Origin of the sequence: Streptomyces tibetensis, assembly GCF_040647715.1 — a bacterium.
Taxonomy (GTDB): Bacteria; Actinomycetota; Actinomycetes; order Streptomycetales; family Streptomycetaceae; genus Streptomyces; species Streptomyces tibetensis_A.
In genome coordinates, this window is record NZ_JBEZCR010000007.1 from 41,227 (window position 1) to 56,657 (window position 15,431).

Below are 15,431 nucleotides of genomic sequence, written 5' to 3' on the forward strand. Positions count from 1 at the left end.
GGTATGACCGCTCTCGCCGGGTCCGCCTCCGACGCCTTCTGGACCACCACGCTGCGCCGCTGGAACGCGGTGTGCTGGCTGCTGTTCGCCGTGATGGCCGTCGGCCTGGCCGCCATCGACCGGCCCGGCGGGAGCAAGTACGCGGCGTTGGCGCTGCTGGGCGCGGTGGTGGTGTCCTACGCGGTGCTGTACCGCTTCCCCACCAATCCCGTGGTCCGGCCGGAGGTGTACTTGTCGGTGCTCGTGGGGGCGCTGGGCGGGCTGGCGTATCTGCGCGGCAACTACGCGGCACTGTTCATGGTGACGCTGCCGCACTACTGGATGTTCGGGCGGACACCGAGGGTCTCGATGGTGTTCCTGGGGCTCGCCTCGGCCGCGACCCTCGCCGGGAGCGTGCTGCGGGACGACGGCTGGACGGTGGAGTTCTTCACCGTGACGCTCGTGTCCACACTGCTCGTCGTCGCTGTGGGGGCGCTGATCGGGCTGTGGGCGCACTCCGTGGTCGCGCAGAGCACCGAACGGGCCCGGCTGATCGCGGAACTGAAGCAGATGCAGGCCGAATTGACCGTGGCGCACCAGCGCCAGGGTGCTGCGGACGAGCGGGAGCGGATGGCGCGGGACATCCACGACACCCTCGCGCAGGGCTTCGCCTCGATCATCGTGCTCGCCGAGGCCGCCCGGTCGGGGCTCGACTCGGATCCGGTCCGGAGCGCCCAGCAGTTGCGGTCGATCGAGTCGACCGCGCGGGAGAACCTCGCCGAGGCGCGGGAACTGGTCGGCTCGGCCGGGCGTCCGGACCAGGCCGCGGCCGGTTCGGTGGCCCGGACCCTCCGCCGCACCCTGGACCGCTTCGCCGAGGACACCGGTCTCACCGTCGACGCCGAACTGGAGGACCTGGAGTGCGACCAGCAGACCCGGATCGCACTGCTGCGCTGCACCCAGGAGTCCCTGGCCAACGTCCGCAAGCACGCCCGTGCCTCCACGGTCGGTGTGGTCCTGGCCCGGCAGCCGTACGGGGTGGAGCTCGAAATCACCGACGACGGGGCGGGGTTCCTGGTGGAGGAGTCGTCGGGATTCGGTCTGGACGGCATGCGCAAGCGACTGGCGGAACTGGGCGGGAGGCTGACGGTGACGAGTTCGGTGGGGGACGGGACACGGGTGCTGGCGCTGATACCACCGGGGGGCACGGCATGACGGACCGGCCGCTGCGCATCGTCGTCGTGGACGACCACACCGTCATGCGCGCCGGAGTGGTGGCCCTCCTCGCCGGAACCGGCATCGAGATCGTCGGCGAGGCGGGCGACGGCCACGCGGCCCTCGACCTCGTCGAGCGCCACGCCCCCGACGTCGCCCTCGTCGACCTGCGGATGCCCGTACTGGACGGCGTGGCCACGACCACCGAGATCGTGGCGCGTTTTCCCGGCACCCGGGTGCTGATCCTGACCACGTACGACACGGACGCGGAGATCGAGCACGCGGTGGAGGCCGGGGCGATCGGCTACCTGCTGAAGGACACCACCCGTGAGCAACTGGCCGACGCCGTCCACGCGGCGGCCCGCGGGGAGACCGTGCTGGCGCCCCGGGTCGCCGAGCGCCTGGTCGCCCGGATGCGCCGGCCCGCCAGGGTCCCCCTCACCTCCCGCGAGTCGGACGTCCTGAACGCGGTCGCGGACGGACTCACCAACGCCGAGATCGGCCGCCGCCTCGTCATCGCGGAGGCCACGGTGAAGACGCACCTGCTGCGTCTGTTCGCCAAGCTCGACGTCAACGACCGGACGAGGGCGGTGGTGGTGGCGATGGAACGGGGTCTGCTGCACAGGCCGTAGGACGTTCAGGAGCCGATGTCCACCACGCGGGCCCACTCGGGGGGTGAGTCCGGGACGTACTCGGGGTTGGATTCGTCGTAGGTGTGGCTTCCGTACTCGCGCGGGAAGAGGCCGATCACCGTGCGGCACGGGGGCCGGGTGTCCGGCCAGGGGGTCTGGCCGTCGGTGAGGACCACGACGACGTCGGGGGACGGGCGGGTGCGCAGCGCGCGGGTGAAGCCGGCCCGCAGGTCCGTGCCGCCGCCGCCCGTGAGCGGGATGCCCTCCGCACGGCACAGACGGCGGGCGACCCCGGCCGAGGCGTCGCAGGACACCACCGTGACCAGGTCGCGGCGGCCGCCGACGGCCCGGGCGATCGCGGCGACCTCCACGAGCGCGCTGCCCAGTTCGGCGTCGCTGACCGAGCCGGACGTGTCGATGACGACGCACACGCGGGGCGGGCGGCGGCGCAGGCTCGGCAGGACCGTGCCGGGCAGGGCGGTGGAGCGCCGGGCGGGGCGGCCGTAGGTGTAGTCCTCGCCCGCGCCGGGCCCGGTCGTCGCCGAGCGGACCGCCGCGCCCAGCAGCTCCCGCCACGGTTGCGGTGGCTGGAAGGCCTCCTCCGCCCAGCGCCGCCAGCCGTGCGGGGCCTTGCCCGGGCGGCCGGTGATGCCCTGTGCGACCCGGAAGCGGACCGCGTCCCGCTCGTGTTCGCTCAGGCCGTGCGCCCCGCCCGGGCCCAGTTCCCACTCCCGGTCCAGACCGTCGGCGCCGCTGCCGCAGTCCAGCCAGGCCAGGTCCTGTGACCGCGGGCCGAGGGTGAACTGACGCAGGTACTCCTCCATCAACTCGCCCTCGGCCAGGCCGAGATCGCCCGGCTCGACGACGTCCTCGGGGCGGGCCAGGCCGTCGCCGTAGACGTCGTCGTTGATCTCGAAGTCCGCGGCGATGTTCATCCGCAGCCGGTCCCCCGGGCCGTGCAGACCTCGCTCCCTGGCGACCCGGTCGCTGCGCCCGTGGTGGTCGCGCAGCAGGTGCGACACCTCGTGCACCCACACGCCCGCCAGCTCCTCGACGGGCGTACGGTCCACGAACCCCGGCGACACGTAGCACCGCCAGTACCGGTCGACGCCCATGGTGGGCACCCGCCGCGACGCCACGACGTGCAGGGCGAAGAGGGCGGTCGCGAGGTAGGGACGAACGCGGGCGGCGTGCAGCCGGGCCGTGAACAACTTGTCCCGGTCGAGGGTTGCGGGCCCGCTCGCCTTCACCGGCCCGCCTTCGCCGCCGCGGCGACCGCTGCCGTGGTGCGGTCCGCTCTGCGGGACAGGGACACCACTCCGGCCAGGCGCTCGATCGACGCCGGGACGTCCCAGTCGTCGCGGCGCAGTGCGGCGAGGGTGGTCGCGGGGACGACCACCACGTCCGGGGGGCCGGTCTCCAGTGCCTTGACCAGGAGGGCCCAGGCGGCGTCCCAGCGGGCCCGCTCCGGGCGGTTGCGTACCGCCGCCACGACACCGTCCAGCGCGGCCTGCCGCAGATCCCCGCGTTCGGGCAGCACCGCACCGGCCGGGTCGGCCAGCAGCGTCTCGGGGTCCGGGAGGTCCATCCGGTCCAGGCTCGCCAGCAGTTCGAGCCCGGGCCCGTCCCCGACCGTGCCCCTGACCAGCAGGGAGAGGACGTCCCGGGAGGAGCCGGCCGCGGTCGCGAAGGCGATCAGATGCAGCGTCATCTCCCAGCTGCGCGGGGACGGCCAGGGCCCGCCCCGGCGCACCTCACCGCTGGGCAGCCGGTGCGCGAGGGCGGGGCGGGCGGCCAGCAGCCCGCACACCGCGCGACGGGCGAACTCCACGGCCTCCGGCAGCTTCCCGGGGTCGAGCCGGGGCAGGGTCGCCCGCGGCCAGGTCCCGCCGAGGCCGCGGACGACGACGTCCGTGTCGTGCGTCCACTGCAGGTGGACGAAGCGGTTGGCGAGCGGCGGGCTCAGTTCCCAGCCCTCGGCGGCCGAGGAGCGCGGGTTGGCGGCGGCCACGATCCGCACGCCCGGTGGCAGCCGCAGCGCCCCGATCCGCCGCTCCAGCACGAGCCGGAGCAGGGCGGCCTGCACGGCGGGCGGCGCGGTGGACAGTTCGTCGAGGAACAGCAGCCCCCGCCCGGCCCGCACGAGGCGTACGGCCCAGTCCGGCGGGGCCAACGGCACGCCCTGCTCGGCCGGATCGTCGCCGACGATCGGCAGACCTGAGAAGTCCGACGGCTCGTGCACGCTGGCGATGACCGTGGTCAGCGGCAGGTCCAGGGCCGTGGCGAGCTGGGTCAGGGCCGCGGTCTTGCCGATGCCCGGCTCGCCCCACAGCAGCACGGGCAGGTCGGCGGCCACGGCCAGGGTGAGGGCCTCCAGTTGGGTGTCGGGGCGGGGTTCGGTCGTGGTGTGGCGCAGCAGGGCCAGCAGGTCGCCGGCCACGTCGAGCTGGTCGGCGGTGTCGGGCAGGGACGGGGTGTGAGTGCGCATGTGTGATCACCAGTTGCCGGTGGTGAGCCGTCTCGGTGGTACGAAGAAGGTTCGGGGGGCACAGCGGTCGGCCCCGGTCGGGCCGGGCCGCGTCACATGTGGCGGGGGTGCGGGCCGTCGCCGCGGGAGCGGCGGCGGTCCCAGGGACGCAGGCTGCCGGGCGAGGGGCCCTCCAGTCCCGCGCGGAACAGCCCGTGGGCGATGCGCCGCCGCGCGGCCGTCTCCAGCACGTCCCGCAGCGGGCCGTCCCGCAGCACCGCCTCGGGGCCGAGCAGGCTCTCGACCGCGGCGAGCGCCCCGGCGATGTCGCCGTGGTGGAGGCGTTCGCGGACGCCGGGAAGGCAGTCGGGCCGGCGGTGGGCGTCGTCGACGGCCCGCAGACAGGGCAGCGGCGGTCCGCCGAAGGCGGCGAGCAGTTCCTCCCGCCGCACCTCGGCCGGATCGTGGTCGAGGGCGGCCAGGACGCCGTCCACCAGACCGATCCGGTGCCGGGCGCCCCGGCACTGCACCACCCGTGGATCAGCGGCCCGCCCGGGCGCCCGGGAGGTTCCGGCCCGCTCCGCCCCCAACGCCGAGGCGACCAGCGGATGCAGGCGCCCTGCGTCGATCGCCCCGGCTCTCAGCAGCTCGAGGTCGGGCAGCACCCAAGTCGCCGCGTCGGGCAGCACGGGCAGCGAGGGGTCCGGGGCGCGCGCGTACGACAGGGCGGTGGGCTCACCGTCGTCGGACAGGTCGAGGACGACGCGGTGCCGTGCCCCGAGCCGCACGCCGACCCTGCCGCCGGACCGGCCCTCTGCCCGCAGCAGGATCGCCGCCTCGGCCGCCCACCGGTCGACAGCGCACCGCTTCCCATCGGGCAAGGGCAGCCCTGCGGGCAGCGGCCCGGCAAGCAAGGGCTCTTCAGGCGGCAGCCTGTCCGGCCCCAGCCCGGCAAGCAAGGGCCCGTAAGGCGGCAGTCCGTCAGGCGGCGGTCCGGCGGTTTCCGGGCCGGGGCCGCCCCCACCGGAGCGCGCCCGCAGCTCACCGGCGCGGCGCGCGTCCCACAGGTGACGGTGCAGGTCGAGCCGGAAGCGCCGGCTGGGCCGGGGGTGCGGATGCCGCCGGTCGGTCCCGTGCCGGCGGGAGGCGTCCCACAGGGCGAGGCTGATCCGCTGCCCGGCGTCCGCCCAGGCGGGAGGCGTGCGCGCCACGAGGTGCAGCGCTTCCGCGCCCGTGCCGTAGCGGGCCAGGGTGAGGGTCAGGCCCGGCCGCAGCAGCCCGTCGGGGGCGATCCTGGGCATGTGCCAGCGCAGCAGGTCGGGGGCGAGGTGGCGGAGGTCGGCTCGGAGCAGTGCGGCGAACTCCCGGCCGTGGCGCCGCGCGAGGAGACGGGGCCGGAGGTCGACATCGATGTTCGCTGCGGCGCAGGCACCGGCCCAGTCACCGGCACGGCGACGCGCTGTCGCGGTCTCGATCATGGAGGGCGGCACGGCGAACTCGCGCACGCGCGGCCAGAAGGAAAGCGGCCGGGAGGAAGGCGGCCGGACGGAAGGCGGGAGGTCTCCGTTCGCGAGGTCGGTGAGCATCAGCACTCACCTTGCGCGGACGGGTCCCCCAATCTGTTCAGGCAGTGAGTCGTCATCGCGTCGGATGCTAGCGGCCCCGACTCCCTTGCGCAGCCGAATATTTCGGAGCCGCCTCGCCGACTTTGCCATCTCTTTGCAACCCGCCGGGCCGCCGTCTCGTCTCTCCGCACGATCTGTCACCAGCCCGCCGACCGTCGGGCGGACGACGAAGGAGTGCGATTCCATGCGCCGAACTGTCCTCAGTGCCCTGGCCCTCGCGGGCACCGCCGTACTGCTGGGCTCGGGGCCCGCGTTCGCGGACGGGGCGACGACCCCTAGTCCGGTCCCGTCGGCCGCCTCGCCCACCACCCGGCCGGCGGAGAGCGCCGAACCGACCAGGGCGCCCGAGCCGACCCGGGCGCCCGCCGACGGGCAGGTCTCCGTCCGGCCGAGCGGCGCGCCCGACACCGGTGTGACGGCGTCCCAGGACTCGGGGACGGGCGGCACGGCGATCGGCGCGGGCGCCGCTGCGGTGCTGGCCCTGGGCGGCGGCACCGTCTTCGTCGTGCGCCGCCGCCGGGCGACCGAGGCGTGAGGCCGCTCTCCAGGCGCGCGTTCGCGGCCGGGGCGCTGGCGTCCCTGCTGACGGCGTGCGCGGGCCAGGAAACCACCGGCCAGGAAACCACCGGCCACGGAACCACCGGTCAAGGAACCACCGGTCAAGGAACCACCGGTCACGGAACCACCGGTCACGGAACCGCGGGTCACGGAACCGTCGGCGTCGACACCGCCGGCCACGGAACCGCCGGCGGCGACCCCACCGCGCGTCGGCCGAGGGCGTCCGCTCGGCCGGTCCCCGCCAACCGGGCACGCCCCCTGGCCCGTTCGGTCCCGGTCCGGCTCCTCGTCCCGGTCATCGGCGTGGACACCCCGGTCATCCGCCTGGGTCTGTCGGCCGACGGCACGGTGCAGGTGCCGCCGGTCACGGACCACGACCGGGCGGGCTGGTACCGGCACTCGCCCACCCCCGGCGAGAGGGGCCCGTCGGTGCTCCTCGGCCATGTCACGGTCGGCCCGTACGGTGACGGCGTCTTCCGGCACCTCGCCCGGCTGCACCGGGGCGACCGGATCGAGGCGCGCCTGGAGAACGGCACGACGGCACAGTTCGCCGTCACGGCCGTACGGACCGTCCCGAAAACCGACTTCCCGGCGGACGACGTCTACGGGAACGTGGGCCGCCCCGAGCTGCGGCTGATCACCTGCGGCGGGGCGCGGACCGGCGACGGCTACGCGGACAACGTGATCGTGTTCGCGGCGCTGAGCGGCGCGAACTCCCCCACCCCTGGAGAGCGTTGAAACGGACCAGCGAGAAGGCGGCGTCCGAGCTGTTCGCCGCCCTCTACCCGCGCCTCGCCGGCTGGTGCCGCCGGCTCGTCGACGACGACGGAACGGCCCACGAGATCGCCTCGGAGGCGTTCACCCGGCTCTGGGCCCGCTGGACGTCCGTGGCGGAACCTCGCGGGTTCCTCTACGTCACCGCGGCCAATCTGGTCCGGGACCACTGGCGCAAGCTGGAGCGTGAGCGCCGGGCCCTGCACCGCGTCACCTCGGAGGCCGCCGTACGCCCGCCCGACGAGCAGACCGACCCGTCCGTGCGGCTGCTCGTGCAGTCGCTGCCGGAACGACTGCGTGTCCCGATCCTCCTCCACTACTACGCTGACATGCCGATCCGGGAGGTGTCCGCACTGACCGGGCGCAAGGAAGGCACCGTCAAGGCCGATCTGCACGCGGCCCGGGAACTGCTCCGCGTCCACCTGAGGAGAAGCCTTGACCACACGCCTTGACGGCGATCCGGGTGAGCCGGAGTACGCCCCCGACGACCCGCTCGCCGTGATCCTGCGCCCCTCCTCCCCCGACTACCTGTGGGCTCCCGCCGGCCAGTACGAGGCGATCCGCCGCCGAGCGACCCGTCGCCGCCTGCTGCGCGGCGCGGCCGGGGCGGGCCTGTGCTGCGTGGCGGCGGCCCTCATCGCGCTCCCCCTGCGCCACACCGCGCCCGAGCACCCAACGACCCCGACGATCCCGATGGCCCCGCCCACCACGAGGCCGTCGCCGACCATCGACTCGGCGCCTCCCACCCCCGTGCCGTCCCCGTCCGCTTCCCGCTCCCGGACCTCGTCCCCTGCCACCCGTGCCCCCCGCACGACCGGTCCGCGCACGACCAGCCCCGGCACCCCCGCCCCCGAGGAGGCGACCGGCCGGGTGGAACCGTCCCGCCGCGCCCCGTCGGCCACCCCCACCTCGATACGCCCCGTCCCGTCGGCGGCCCGCCCGAGCACGGACCGGGAGACGGTGTCGGACAGCCGCTGACGGCACCGGCAGAACCCGGGTCAGTCGCCCAGCCGCTGCCGCCGCATCCGCTCCCCCACCTCGCCCGCCTCCGTCTCCCACCAGGGCCGGACCAGGTCGGCAGGCCCCTCCCTGGTGGCGGTGGGCACGAGTTCGCTGTCGAGACGCCGGTCCAGTACGGCCGTCCGGGCGCGCTCGGCCCGCATCCACTGTGCGAGGACCGCCAGCAGGAAGGGGACCGCGACCAGTTCGGCGATGCCCAGCATGGCGCCACCGCCGAGTTGCTGGTCGTGGAGCACGTCGGGGGACCAGGGCGGCGCGTGGTGCAGGTACCAGGCACCCGCGATCAGGGTGCCGTGCGTCATGACCGCCAGTCCCGGCACCGCGTCGACGACCCCGTCCAGGAAGACCAGGGCCGCCCGGACGGGGTGGGTGCACCACGCGGGCAGGGCCTGTTCGCGGGAGAGCACCGGCAGGACGAACAGGCAGCCGGCCACGAGCAGATGGAGGTACATCAGCTCGTGCAGCCAGCCCACGCGCAGCGCGGTGGCGAAGTACGGAGTGAAGTAGAGGGTCAGTTCGGTGGCGAGCACCAGTGCCGTGCTGACGAGGGGGAACGTCAGCAGCCCGACCAGCCGCCCGGTCAGCACCCGCCGCAGCCGGTTCGCCCCGCCCTCCGGCAGCGCCTCCACCGCGAGCCGCAGCGGGTCGCCCAGGGCGAGACCCAGCGGCGCGAGCAGGTCGAGTCCGACGTTCTGCACGGCGGCCGGCCAGAACAGTTCACGGTCGTAGACGGCCAGGCCGGACATCGTGGCCACGACGATCGTGCCCAGACCGAGCAGCACGAACGCTACGAGCCGCGTGTGCGGCCAGGCCCCGCCCCGCCCGCGCACCCGGACGACGCCCCAGCCGTAGAGCCCGCCCAGCACGGCGACGAGCAGCAGGGCGGGCACGTCCGGCTGCCACGATCCCAGCAGCCGTCCGGTGGTCGCTTCCGGCAGGTACACAGCCGACAGTTCACTCACGAGCGGACGATAGCCGCCGAAGTTCAGGGGGTCGGCGGCAGGGTGGGCGAGCGCGCGCGGAGCCCGTCATGACGTGCGCCGGCCGCGGGTAGCCTGGCCGTATGGCACTCGCGCACAACGCTCTGCCGCACTGCTTCCTCTGACACCGCGGTGTGGACGGCGACGTGAATCGATCACGTCGCCGTCCTCGGTGTGCCCGCCCCCTGCCGCCGGTCCACGGTGGCCGGCCGGCGGGCGCCGACGCCCCACCGTCCGCCGCCCGCACGCGATGCGCCGCCCTGCCGCGGCCACCGCGTTCCGAGGAGCATCCCTTGCCTTCCGAACGTCTCCTGTCCGTCCTGACCTGCCCGCTGTGCCCCGCCGCCCTCGAACACGCCGCCGGTGCCCTGCGGTGCGCGGGCCGGCACACCTTCGACATCGCCCGCCACGGATACGTCAGCCTGCTGACCGGCCACCGGCGGGCCCCGAGCGCCGACTCGCCCGACATGGTCCGCAGCCGCGCCGCGTTCCTGGGCGCCGGGCACTACGGCCCGCTCGCCCACACCCTCGCTCGCCTCGCCTCGGAACTGGCCCCGCCCGGCGCCACCGTGCTGGACGCCGGGGCGGGCACCGGCCACTACCTCGCCGCGGTGCTGGACGCCCTCCCCGGGGCGCTGGGCGTGGGGCTGGACAGCTCCGTGCCCGCCCTGCGCGCGGCGGCCCGCGCGCACGCCCGTGCCGAGGCCGCCCGCTGGGACGTGTGGCAGCCGTGGCCGGTCCGCACCGGCGGCGCCGACCTCGTACTCAACGTCTTCGCTCCCCGCAACGGGCCCGAGTTCCACCGCGTCCTCGGCCCGGACGGCGCGCTGCTCGTCGTCACACCCACCGGCCGTCACCTGCGTGAACTGCGCGAGCCGGTCGGGCTGCTGGCGGTCGATCCGAGGAAGGAGGAGCGCCTGCGCCGATCCCTGGACGCCCACTTCCGGCTCGATCGCACCGAGCCGCTGGAGTACGCCATGAGGCTCACGGCCGAGGACGTCACCGCCCTGGTGGGCATGAGTCCGACGGCGCATCACCTCACCGCCGGCGAACTGGGTCACCGTATCGACCGGTTGGGGGCGCCGGTGCCGGTGACGGCCTCGTTCGCCGTGTCGGTGTTCCGGCCGCTGCGGGCCCCTCAGTAGCCCTTGGCGGCGATGTGCTCCTGCTGGGCCGTCGTGAGCGTGTGGACCATGAGGGCCGCCGCCCCGGCCGCGGCCACGATCACCGCGTCGGCGGCCAGCAGGGGCAGAACGCCGTCGTAGGCACGGGCGATGATCTCGTCCGTGTCGTCGGCGTAGACGATCCCCACGCCGCCGGCCAGACCGAGCAGCCACAGCCCCCACCACCAGTTCACGACGGCCGGCAGCCGCCGCTCGGGGAAGACCGAGCGGTGGACGTCCGCGACGAGGCCCCGCGGTACCCACAGGTTCATGAGGGGCACGATCCAGCCCACCCAGAGCCAGATGTAGACGTAGCGCGGGGCCGTGCCCGAGACGACCTTGGCGTTGTCCCGCACCCGGTCCAGCCAGAACAGGAACACGATCGCGCAGACGGCCGTGACGGCGCCGCCCACGGAGGTGACCAGGTGGTAGGAGTCCTCCAGGGTGTTCAGCGGACGGTGCACACCGCCGCCCTGGTCGGGCGGGCCGGACGCAGGCTCGCCCGCGACGGCGAGCCGGATCTCCCACACCGCCCGGGCCACCCAGGCGACCGAGGCGAGGGCGAGGGCGACGACGGCGCAACGGGCCGCTCCCCGGACGGGGCGCAGGCCGGGCGGCGGGGCGGCAGGGGTGAACTTCTGTTCGATCACCCGGTCATCCTGCCGTACGCAACTCCACGGCCCGGCCCTGCCCGTCGAACCGCACCTCCAGGACGTGGTCGACGGCGTCCCGGTCGAGGGGGCCGAAGACGTGCGGGAAGAGGACGTCACCGGAGACGCCGGGCGGCGGGGTGGGGGCCGCCGCCTCCCACTCGACCCTGGCGGTGAGCCGCGCCTCGTCGAGGGCGAGCACCAGCAGGGGCCCGGGCGCGTCCCGGTAGAAGGCGTTGACGACGGCCAGCGTGGTCGCCTCGTCCGGGGAGCAGTGCACGAAGCCCTCCTCGGCGAGGGAGGCCGGCGCGTACGTCCCGCCGGTGCCGCTGGTCCAGACGGTGCGCGGTACGACGTGATAGATCATGGCCAAGTTATAGACGGCCCCGGTGGCCTCGGGAGCCCCAGGGCGGCCACGGTGCGCCGGTCGCCTCGGCGATCAGGGCGTCCGAAGAAGCGGGGGCCTGCTCCCCGTCACAGCGGACCGGAGCCCCGCCCCCGCACGCCGATCAGAGCTGGAACTCCGCCGGGGACACCCCCAGCGTCGCGCAGGCCTCGCGCAGGACCATCTGCTCGGCCTGGGAGAAGTCGCCGTCGGAACCGGCGATGATGATGCCGGTCTGGATCACGGCCCTGGCCTCGGTGGGCTTCTTGGCGGCCTTGGCGATCTCCTGCATCACCTCCGACTTGCCGAGCATGAAGTTGGCGGTGAGCTGGTCCACGTGCTTGTTGAACCGCTGCCGCAGCTGCTCCGGCGGGAAGTTCTGCAGCACGTCGTTGCTGAGGATCATGGACTCGACCTGCTGGCGCTCGGCCGGGTCCACATGCCCGTCGGCCGCCGCGACCAGGGCGCACATCGCCATGCTCGCGTCCCGGTACGCGCCGCTCTTCAACTCGTTCTTCAGCGAACCGAGCTGCGTCTTCAGCAGGCCGACCAGCTGGGCCTTGCCCCCACCGCCGGACCTCGTCCCGCCGCCGTGCGCGCCGCCGTGCGCGCCGGTCGTCGCGCCCCGCGCGCCCTGACCCTGCTGGAAAGCCTTGGCCTGGTCCTTGAGCCGGTCCCACACTGCCATTGACGTCACCTCGGTACTAGTCGGCATCAGCTGGCGCACCTGCTCACGCGCGCACACCCCTCCAACGCCCGGCGCACAGGCAAAGGTTCCGCAAAACGAAAGACGACGGCCCGCACCCGGTGACCGGGTGCGGGCCGTCGCGGTGACACGGCGTCAGGCGTCGTAGCGGTGTCTTGGTGTCAGGCGCCGTAGCGGTGCATTGGTGTCAGGCGCCGTCGCCGTGAGAGCAGCTTCAGACGCCGTCTCGTGAGCGCGGCTTCAGGCGCGGGGCGAGGCGGAAGGCCGCGAAGCCCACCGCGGCCAGGGCCGCGGCCGCCGCGAGGAGGAAGCCCGTGCCGCCCACGCCGGTGGAGGCGAGGCTGCCGCCGTCGAGGTCGGTGGACGTGCCGCCGCCCGTGGTCGAGGTACCGTCGCCGCCGGTCGTGCCGGAGGTGGCGGTGCTGCTCGACGGGCCCGGCTCGGCGGAGGGGCTCGGGTCGGCCGTGGGGCTGGGGGACGGGGAGCCGGACTCGTCGCCGGGGCCGGGCTCCGGTGGGCCGTCACCGGGGACGACCTCGACCGCGAACTGCGTCATGGCGTCACCCACCGACGCGGCCACGGTGTACGTGCCCGTGCCCTCACCGGCGGTCAGCGCAGGGGCCGTCGCGACGCCCGAGTCGTCGGTCTTCACGCGCACGACCCGGTCCTCGCCCTCGAAGCGGGGCGCGTCCTCGCCGGTGTCCTCGACGCGGAACTCCACCTCGGTGCCGGCCGGGACGGTCGCACCCGACTTGACCACCCGGGCGAGCAGCGCGTCGGCGAAGTCCTGTCCCTGCTCGGCCTTCTGCTCGTCGCCGCCGGCGCGGCCCACGGTGTACGGGGACGCCTTGACCCGCACGGTGAGGGTCGCCGACGCGCCCAGCGTCTTCGCCCGGACGGTGAACGAGCCCTCCTTGCGGCTGCCCAGGCCGATCCACGGGGTCTGCGCACGGCCCCGGGCGTCGGTCGCCACGACGGTCTCGTCGCCGTCCGGGCCGCCGGTGAGGTAGAAGAACGGCTTCAGACCGTCGGGGTCCTCGACGGTGAAGGTCACCGAGGTGTCGGCGACCGGCTTGCCGTCCTTGTCCCGGGCCACCACGGCCAGCGGCTCGACGTCGGTGCCCGGGTTGGTCGTGGCGTCGGTGCCGGACACCTGGATCAGCCGGTCCGTGGCGGGGGACTGCCGCCACTGCAGGACGATCCGGCCGGGGCCGCCGGGGGCGTTGGCGCCGCCCTCGGCCACACCCGAGTTGACCGGGTCACCGGAGGGAGCCCAGAACGGGTCGGTCTTCTCCGGCGCCTTGTTGCCCTTGCCGACGACGAGCCGGGCGTCGTCCACCCGGGCCGGCTCGGCGTAGCTGGAGCCGCCGCCACCGCTGCCGGTCGTACCCGTGGGCGAGTCGGTCTCGGCGCCCGTGCCACCACCGCCGCCCGCGTAACCGGCACCGCCCCCGCCACCGCCGTACCTGCCCGAGCCGCCGGCGCCGCCCGCACCACCCTTGGCGTGGTCGGCGCCCGCCACACCGTTGCCGGTGCCCGCGCCGCCCTTGCCGCCGGTGGCGCCCTTGCCGCCGCGACCGGCCTCGGAGGCGTCCTGGCCGGACTCACCGCCGGCGACACCCCCTTGGCCGTGGCCTCTGTTCTCGCCTCCACCGCCGCCACCGCCACCTGCGATGACCAGTGGCGAACCGGAGCTCGTGCGGATGGCACTGCTGTTGCCACCGCGCGCGGCACCGGAGGCGACACCGGAGGCGCCCGCCTCGCCGCCGAGAGCGTCACCGGAGCGCGGCCCGGCGACGGCGAGGCTCAGCACCTCGCCGGGCGTCACCTTCAGGGTGCCGGCGACGAAACCGCCCGCACCGCCGGTCGTCATGGAGTTGCCGCCGCCGCCCTCCCCCCAGACTCGTACGTCCAGGCCCGTCACGCCGGAGGGCACCTTGAAGTCCTGCTTCGCGTCCGTCGGGACGAAGAGGCGGCAGCCGGAGAAGCCCTCCGTCGGCGTGCACGCCTTCCCGGCGGGCGCCGGGCTGCCCACGGCCGTGGCGGCCGACGCGCCCGCCAGGGCGGTGCCGGCGGCCAGCGCCGCGAAGGTCAGGGCCGCGGCGCCGAGCCGGAAACCGGCGCGGCGCGGCACGGCGGGACCGTGATGCATCAAGAGAACTCCCCCACTCGTCACCAGCTCCCCCCATGGAGCCGTGCGCTGCTCGATCAGAATCGAACAGGACTGGTGGGACAGCTGATCAAACCCGAGTCTCCCGGTCAACCGAGAATGGTGGATTCCGGACAGGAACCGGACAGGAAGCAGCGGGGCGGGGGCGTGTCATGGGGGAAGGCCGGGTCCGGCTCCCGAGCGGCACACGCGGGGACGCGACGGCCGGACCCGGCCTCTGGCCGTAATCTGCCACCCGGGGCCCCGCGCCGCCTCCCGGGAGGGCCGAAGGGGGACGCACCGGGCCGCCTGTGATGATGAGCGCATGTCGACCGTCGCCACGCTCGCGGTGCTGGCCCTCGCCGCCCTCCACGCCTACATCCTGGTGCTGGAGATGTTCCTGTGGACCACGCCGAGGGCCCGGGCGGCCTTCGGCACCAGCGCCGAGTTCGCCGAGGGGACGAAGGCCCTGGCGGCCAACCAGGGCCTCTACAACGGCTTCCTCGCCGCCGGTCTGGCGTGGGGTGCGGTGGCGTCCGACCCGGTGGGCTTCCAGGTCTCGGTGTTCTTCCTGGTGTGCGTGGCGGTCGCCGGGGTCTACGGTGCCGCGACCTCCAGCCGGAAGATCCTCTTCGTGCAGACCGTCCCGGCGCTGGTCGCCCTCGCCCTGGTGCTGTCGGCGCACTGAGCGGCAGGGCAGGGCGTCACGCGTCCTGGGTGACGGCCTGCTCCATCAGCCGGCCGGCCTCCGCCTGCGCCGTCGCGGGCGGCACCACCAGCAGGTCGTAGCGGCCCCGGCCGGGCGCGACCAGGCAGACGGTGTGCGGTGCGGAGGGTGAGTCGTTGTGGCCGACGTGCACCGTCTGCCCGGAGACCACCAGCTGTGCCGGGCAGTCCGGCCAGGATCCTCCGTGGACCAGGACGCTGCTGATCCGCCCCCAGGCGCGCGGTAGCACGCCCAGCAGCCCGGTCAGCTCCTCGGCCAGGTCGTCCGACCGGGGCCACCACGCGCCGTCGATACGCCGTGCCGTACGGCCGTAGCGCGTCGTCCCGGCGAGCCGTAGCCGGACTTCTCGGGATGCGGGGAGCGGTGCCGGGGAAGCGGAGGCGGAAGAGGTCATCGCGGGC

17 protein-coding genes are annotated in these 15,431 nt (G+C 74.6%); 8 read left to right on the forward strand and 9 right to left on the reverse strand.

From position 1 onward, the window contains the following. Nucleotides 1-3 precede the first annotated feature (3 nt). Both AB0B29_RS19585 and AB0B29_RS19590 read left to right on the forward strand, forming a co-directional pair. Nucleotides 4-1,194 (forward strand): sensor histidine kinase, encoded by a 1,191-nt coding sequence (locus AB0B29_RS19585; protein WP_362241152.1) that lies wholly within the window; start codon nucleotides 4-6, stop codon nucleotides 1,192-1,194. Further along, entirely contained in the window at nucleotides 1,191-1,826 is a 636-nt protein-coding gene (locus AB0B29_RS19590) for a response regulator transcription factor (protein WP_362241154.1), read from the forward strand. Before AB0B29_RS19585 ends, AB0B29_RS19590 begins: the two co-directional genes overlap by 4 nt. 5 nt (nucleotides 1,827-1,831) lie before the next feature. On the opposite strand, the gene AB0B29_RS19595 is transcribed toward AB0B29_RS19590, so the two are convergent. The 3 genes from AB0B29_RS19595 to AB0B29_RS19605 form a co-directional block, all read right to left on the reverse strand. Then, complete coding sequence (locus tag AB0B29_RS19595) at nucleotides 1,832-3,076, reverse strand: vWA domain-containing protein (protein WP_362241157.1); 1,245 nt, start codon at nucleotides 3,074-3,076, stop codon at nucleotides 1,832-1,834. Beyond that, nucleotides 3,073-4,314: an AAA family ATPase gene (locus AB0B29_RS19600; RefSeq protein WP_362241160.1), complete on the reverse strand. Its 1,242-nt coding sequence runs from the start codon at nucleotides 4,312-4,314 to the stop codon at nucleotides 3,073-3,075. Before AB0B29_RS19600 ends, AB0B29_RS19595 begins: the two co-directional genes overlap by 4 nt. Before the next feature lie 92 nt (nucleotides 4,315-4,406). Beyond that, the gene (locus AB0B29_RS19605; RefSeq protein WP_362241163.1) at nucleotides 4,407-5,879 is read right to left on the reverse strand and encodes a hypothetical protein; all 1,473 of its coding nucleotides are present in this window, start codon (nucleotides 5,877-5,879) and stop codon (nucleotides 4,407-4,409) included. 223 nt (nucleotides 5,880-6,102) lie between these two features. Between AB0B29_RS19605 and AB0B29_RS19610 the strand changes: the two genes are divergently transcribed. From AB0B29_RS19610 to AB0B29_RS19625, 4 genes are read left to right on the forward strand one after another with little or no spacing between them, the layout of a single operon-like run. After that, nucleotides 6,103-6,453: a sortase-dependent protein gene (locus tag AB0B29_RS19610; RefSeq protein WP_362241165.1), complete on the forward strand. Its 351-nt coding sequence runs from the start codon at nucleotides 6,103-6,105 to the stop codon at nucleotides 6,451-6,453. Further along, nucleotides 6,450-7,214 carry a class F sortase gene (locus AB0B29_RS19615; RefSeq protein WP_362241168.1) on the forward strand — a complete coding sequence of 255 codons (765 nt, stop codon included), beginning with the start codon at nucleotides 6,450-6,452 and terminating at the stop codon, nucleotides 7,212-7,214. The genes AB0B29_RS19610 and AB0B29_RS19615 overlap by 4 nt, the downstream gene beginning before the upstream one ends. Continuing rightward, on the forward strand, nucleotides 7,211-7,702 hold the full coding sequence (locus tag AB0B29_RS19620; protein WP_362241171.1) for an RNA polymerase sigma factor: 492 nt from the start codon (nucleotides 7,211-7,213) through the stop codon (nucleotides 7,700-7,702). The genes AB0B29_RS19615 and AB0B29_RS19620 overlap by 4 nt, the downstream gene beginning before the upstream one ends. Continuing rightward, nucleotides 7,686-8,228: a hypothetical protein gene (locus tag AB0B29_RS19625; protein WP_362241173.1), complete on the forward strand. Its 543-nt coding sequence runs from the start codon at nucleotides 7,686-7,688 to the stop codon at nucleotides 8,226-8,228. The genes AB0B29_RS19620 and AB0B29_RS19625 overlap by 17 nt, the downstream gene beginning before the upstream one ends. Before the next feature lie 20 nt (nucleotides 8,229-8,248). On the opposite strand, the gene AB0B29_RS19630 is transcribed toward AB0B29_RS19625, so the two are convergent. Then, complete coding sequence (locus AB0B29_RS19630; RefSeq protein WP_436845864.1) at nucleotides 8,249-9,232, reverse strand: cytochrome c oxidase assembly protein; 984 nt, start codon at nucleotides 9,230-9,232, stop codon at nucleotides 8,249-8,251. 311 nt (nucleotides 9,233-9,543) lie between these two features. On the opposite strand from AB0B29_RS19630, the gene AB0B29_RS19635 reads away from it, so the two are divergent. Further along, nucleotides 9,544-10,395, forward strand: coding sequence for a putative RNA methyltransferase (locus AB0B29_RS19635; protein ID WP_362241176.1), 852 nt, complete (start codon nucleotides 9,544-9,546; stop codon nucleotides 10,393-10,395). Here the strand turns inward: AB0B29_RS19635 and AB0B29_RS19640 are convergent. The 4 genes from AB0B29_RS19640 to AB0B29_RS19655 form a co-directional block, all read right to left on the reverse strand. Further along, the gene (locus AB0B29_RS19640; RefSeq protein WP_362241179.1) at nucleotides 10,389-11,063 is read right to left on the reverse strand and encodes a DUF4328 domain-containing protein; all 675 of its coding nucleotides are present in this window, start codon (nucleotides 11,061-11,063) and stop codon (nucleotides 10,389-10,391) included. The genes AB0B29_RS19635 and AB0B29_RS19640 overlap by 7 nt on opposite strands. Before the next feature lie 4 nt (nucleotides 11,064-11,067). Continuing rightward, nucleotides 11,068-11,430 (reverse strand): DUF952 domain-containing protein, encoded by a 363-nt coding sequence (locus tag AB0B29_RS19645; RefSeq protein ID WP_362241181.1) that lies wholly within the window; start codon nucleotides 11,428-11,430, stop codon nucleotides 11,068-11,070. A gap of 142 nt (nucleotides 11,431-11,572) precedes the next feature. Next, nucleotides 11,573-12,136 (reverse strand): tellurite resistance TerB family protein, encoded by a 564-nt coding sequence (locus AB0B29_RS19650; protein WP_362241184.1) that lies wholly within the window; start codon nucleotides 12,134-12,136, stop codon nucleotides 11,573-11,575. Nucleotides 12,137-12,368: 232 nt separating this feature from the next. Further along, nucleotides 12,369-14,306 carry a hypothetical protein gene (locus AB0B29_RS19655; RefSeq protein ID WP_362241186.1) on the reverse strand — a complete coding sequence of 646 codons (1,938 nt, stop codon included), beginning with the start codon at nucleotides 14,304-14,306 and terminating at the stop codon, nucleotides 12,369-12,371. A gap of 322 nt (nucleotides 14,307-14,628) precedes the next feature. Here AB0B29_RS19655 and AB0B29_RS19660 point away from each other — a divergent pair, with 322 nt between their 5' ends. Beyond that, a complete protein-coding gene (locus AB0B29_RS19660; protein WP_362241189.1) occupies nucleotides 14,629-14,991 on the forward strand; it encodes a DUF1304 domain-containing protein in 363 nt (120 codons plus the stop codon). A gap of 16 nt (nucleotides 14,992-15,007) precedes the next feature. Here the strand turns inward: AB0B29_RS19660 and AB0B29_RS19665 are convergent, their stop codons facing one another. Continuing rightward, nucleotides 15,008-15,424: a DUF5994 family protein gene (locus AB0B29_RS19665; protein ID WP_362241192.1), complete on the reverse strand. Its 417-nt coding sequence runs from the start codon at nucleotides 15,422-15,424 to the stop codon at nucleotides 15,008-15,010. Nucleotides 15,425-15,431: the final 7 nt, after the last annotated feature.

Bases quoted from the DNA above. Each gene is read 5' to 3' on its own strand.
- AB0B29_RS19585 (WP_362241152.1), top strand. From the start codon at position 4: ATGACCGCTCTCGCCGGGTCCGCCTCCGACGCCTTCTGGACCACCACG.
- AB0B29_RS19590 (WP_362241154.1), top strand. From the start codon at position 1,191: ATGACGGACCGGCCGCTGCGCATCGTCGTCGTGGACGACCACACCGTC.
- AB0B29_RS19600 (WP_362241160.1), bottom strand. From the start codon at position 4,314: ATGCGCACTCACACCCCGTCCCTGCCCGACACCGCCGACCAGCTCGAC.
- AB0B29_RS19605 (WP_362241163.1), bottom strand. From the start codon at position 5,879: ATGCTCACCGACCTCGCGAACGGAGACCTCCCGCCTTCCGTCCGGCCG.
- AB0B29_RS19610 (WP_362241165.1), top strand. From the start codon at position 6,103: ATGCGCCGAACTGTCCTCAGTGCCCTGGCCCTCGCGGGCACCGCCGTA.
- AB0B29_RS19645 (WP_362241181.1), bottom strand. From the start codon at position 11,430: ATGATCTATCACGTCGTACCGCGCACCGTCTGGACCAGCGGCACCGGC.
- AB0B29_RS19650 (WP_362241184.1), bottom strand. From the start codon at position 12,136: ATGGCAGTGTGGGACCGGCTCAAGGACCAGGCCAAGGCTTTCCAGCAG.
- AB0B29_RS19655 (WP_362241186.1), bottom strand. From the start codon at position 14,306: ATGCATCACGGTCCCGCCGTGCCGCGCCGCGCCGGTTTCCGGCTCGGC.
- AB0B29_RS19660 (WP_362241189.1), top strand. From the start codon at position 14,629: ATGTCGACCGTCGCCACGCTCGCGGTGCTGGCCCTCGCCGCCCTCCAC.
- AB0B29_RS19665 (WP_362241192.1), bottom strand. From the start codon at position 15,424: ATGACCTCTTCCGCCTCCGCTTCCCCGGCACCGCTCCCCGCATCCCGA.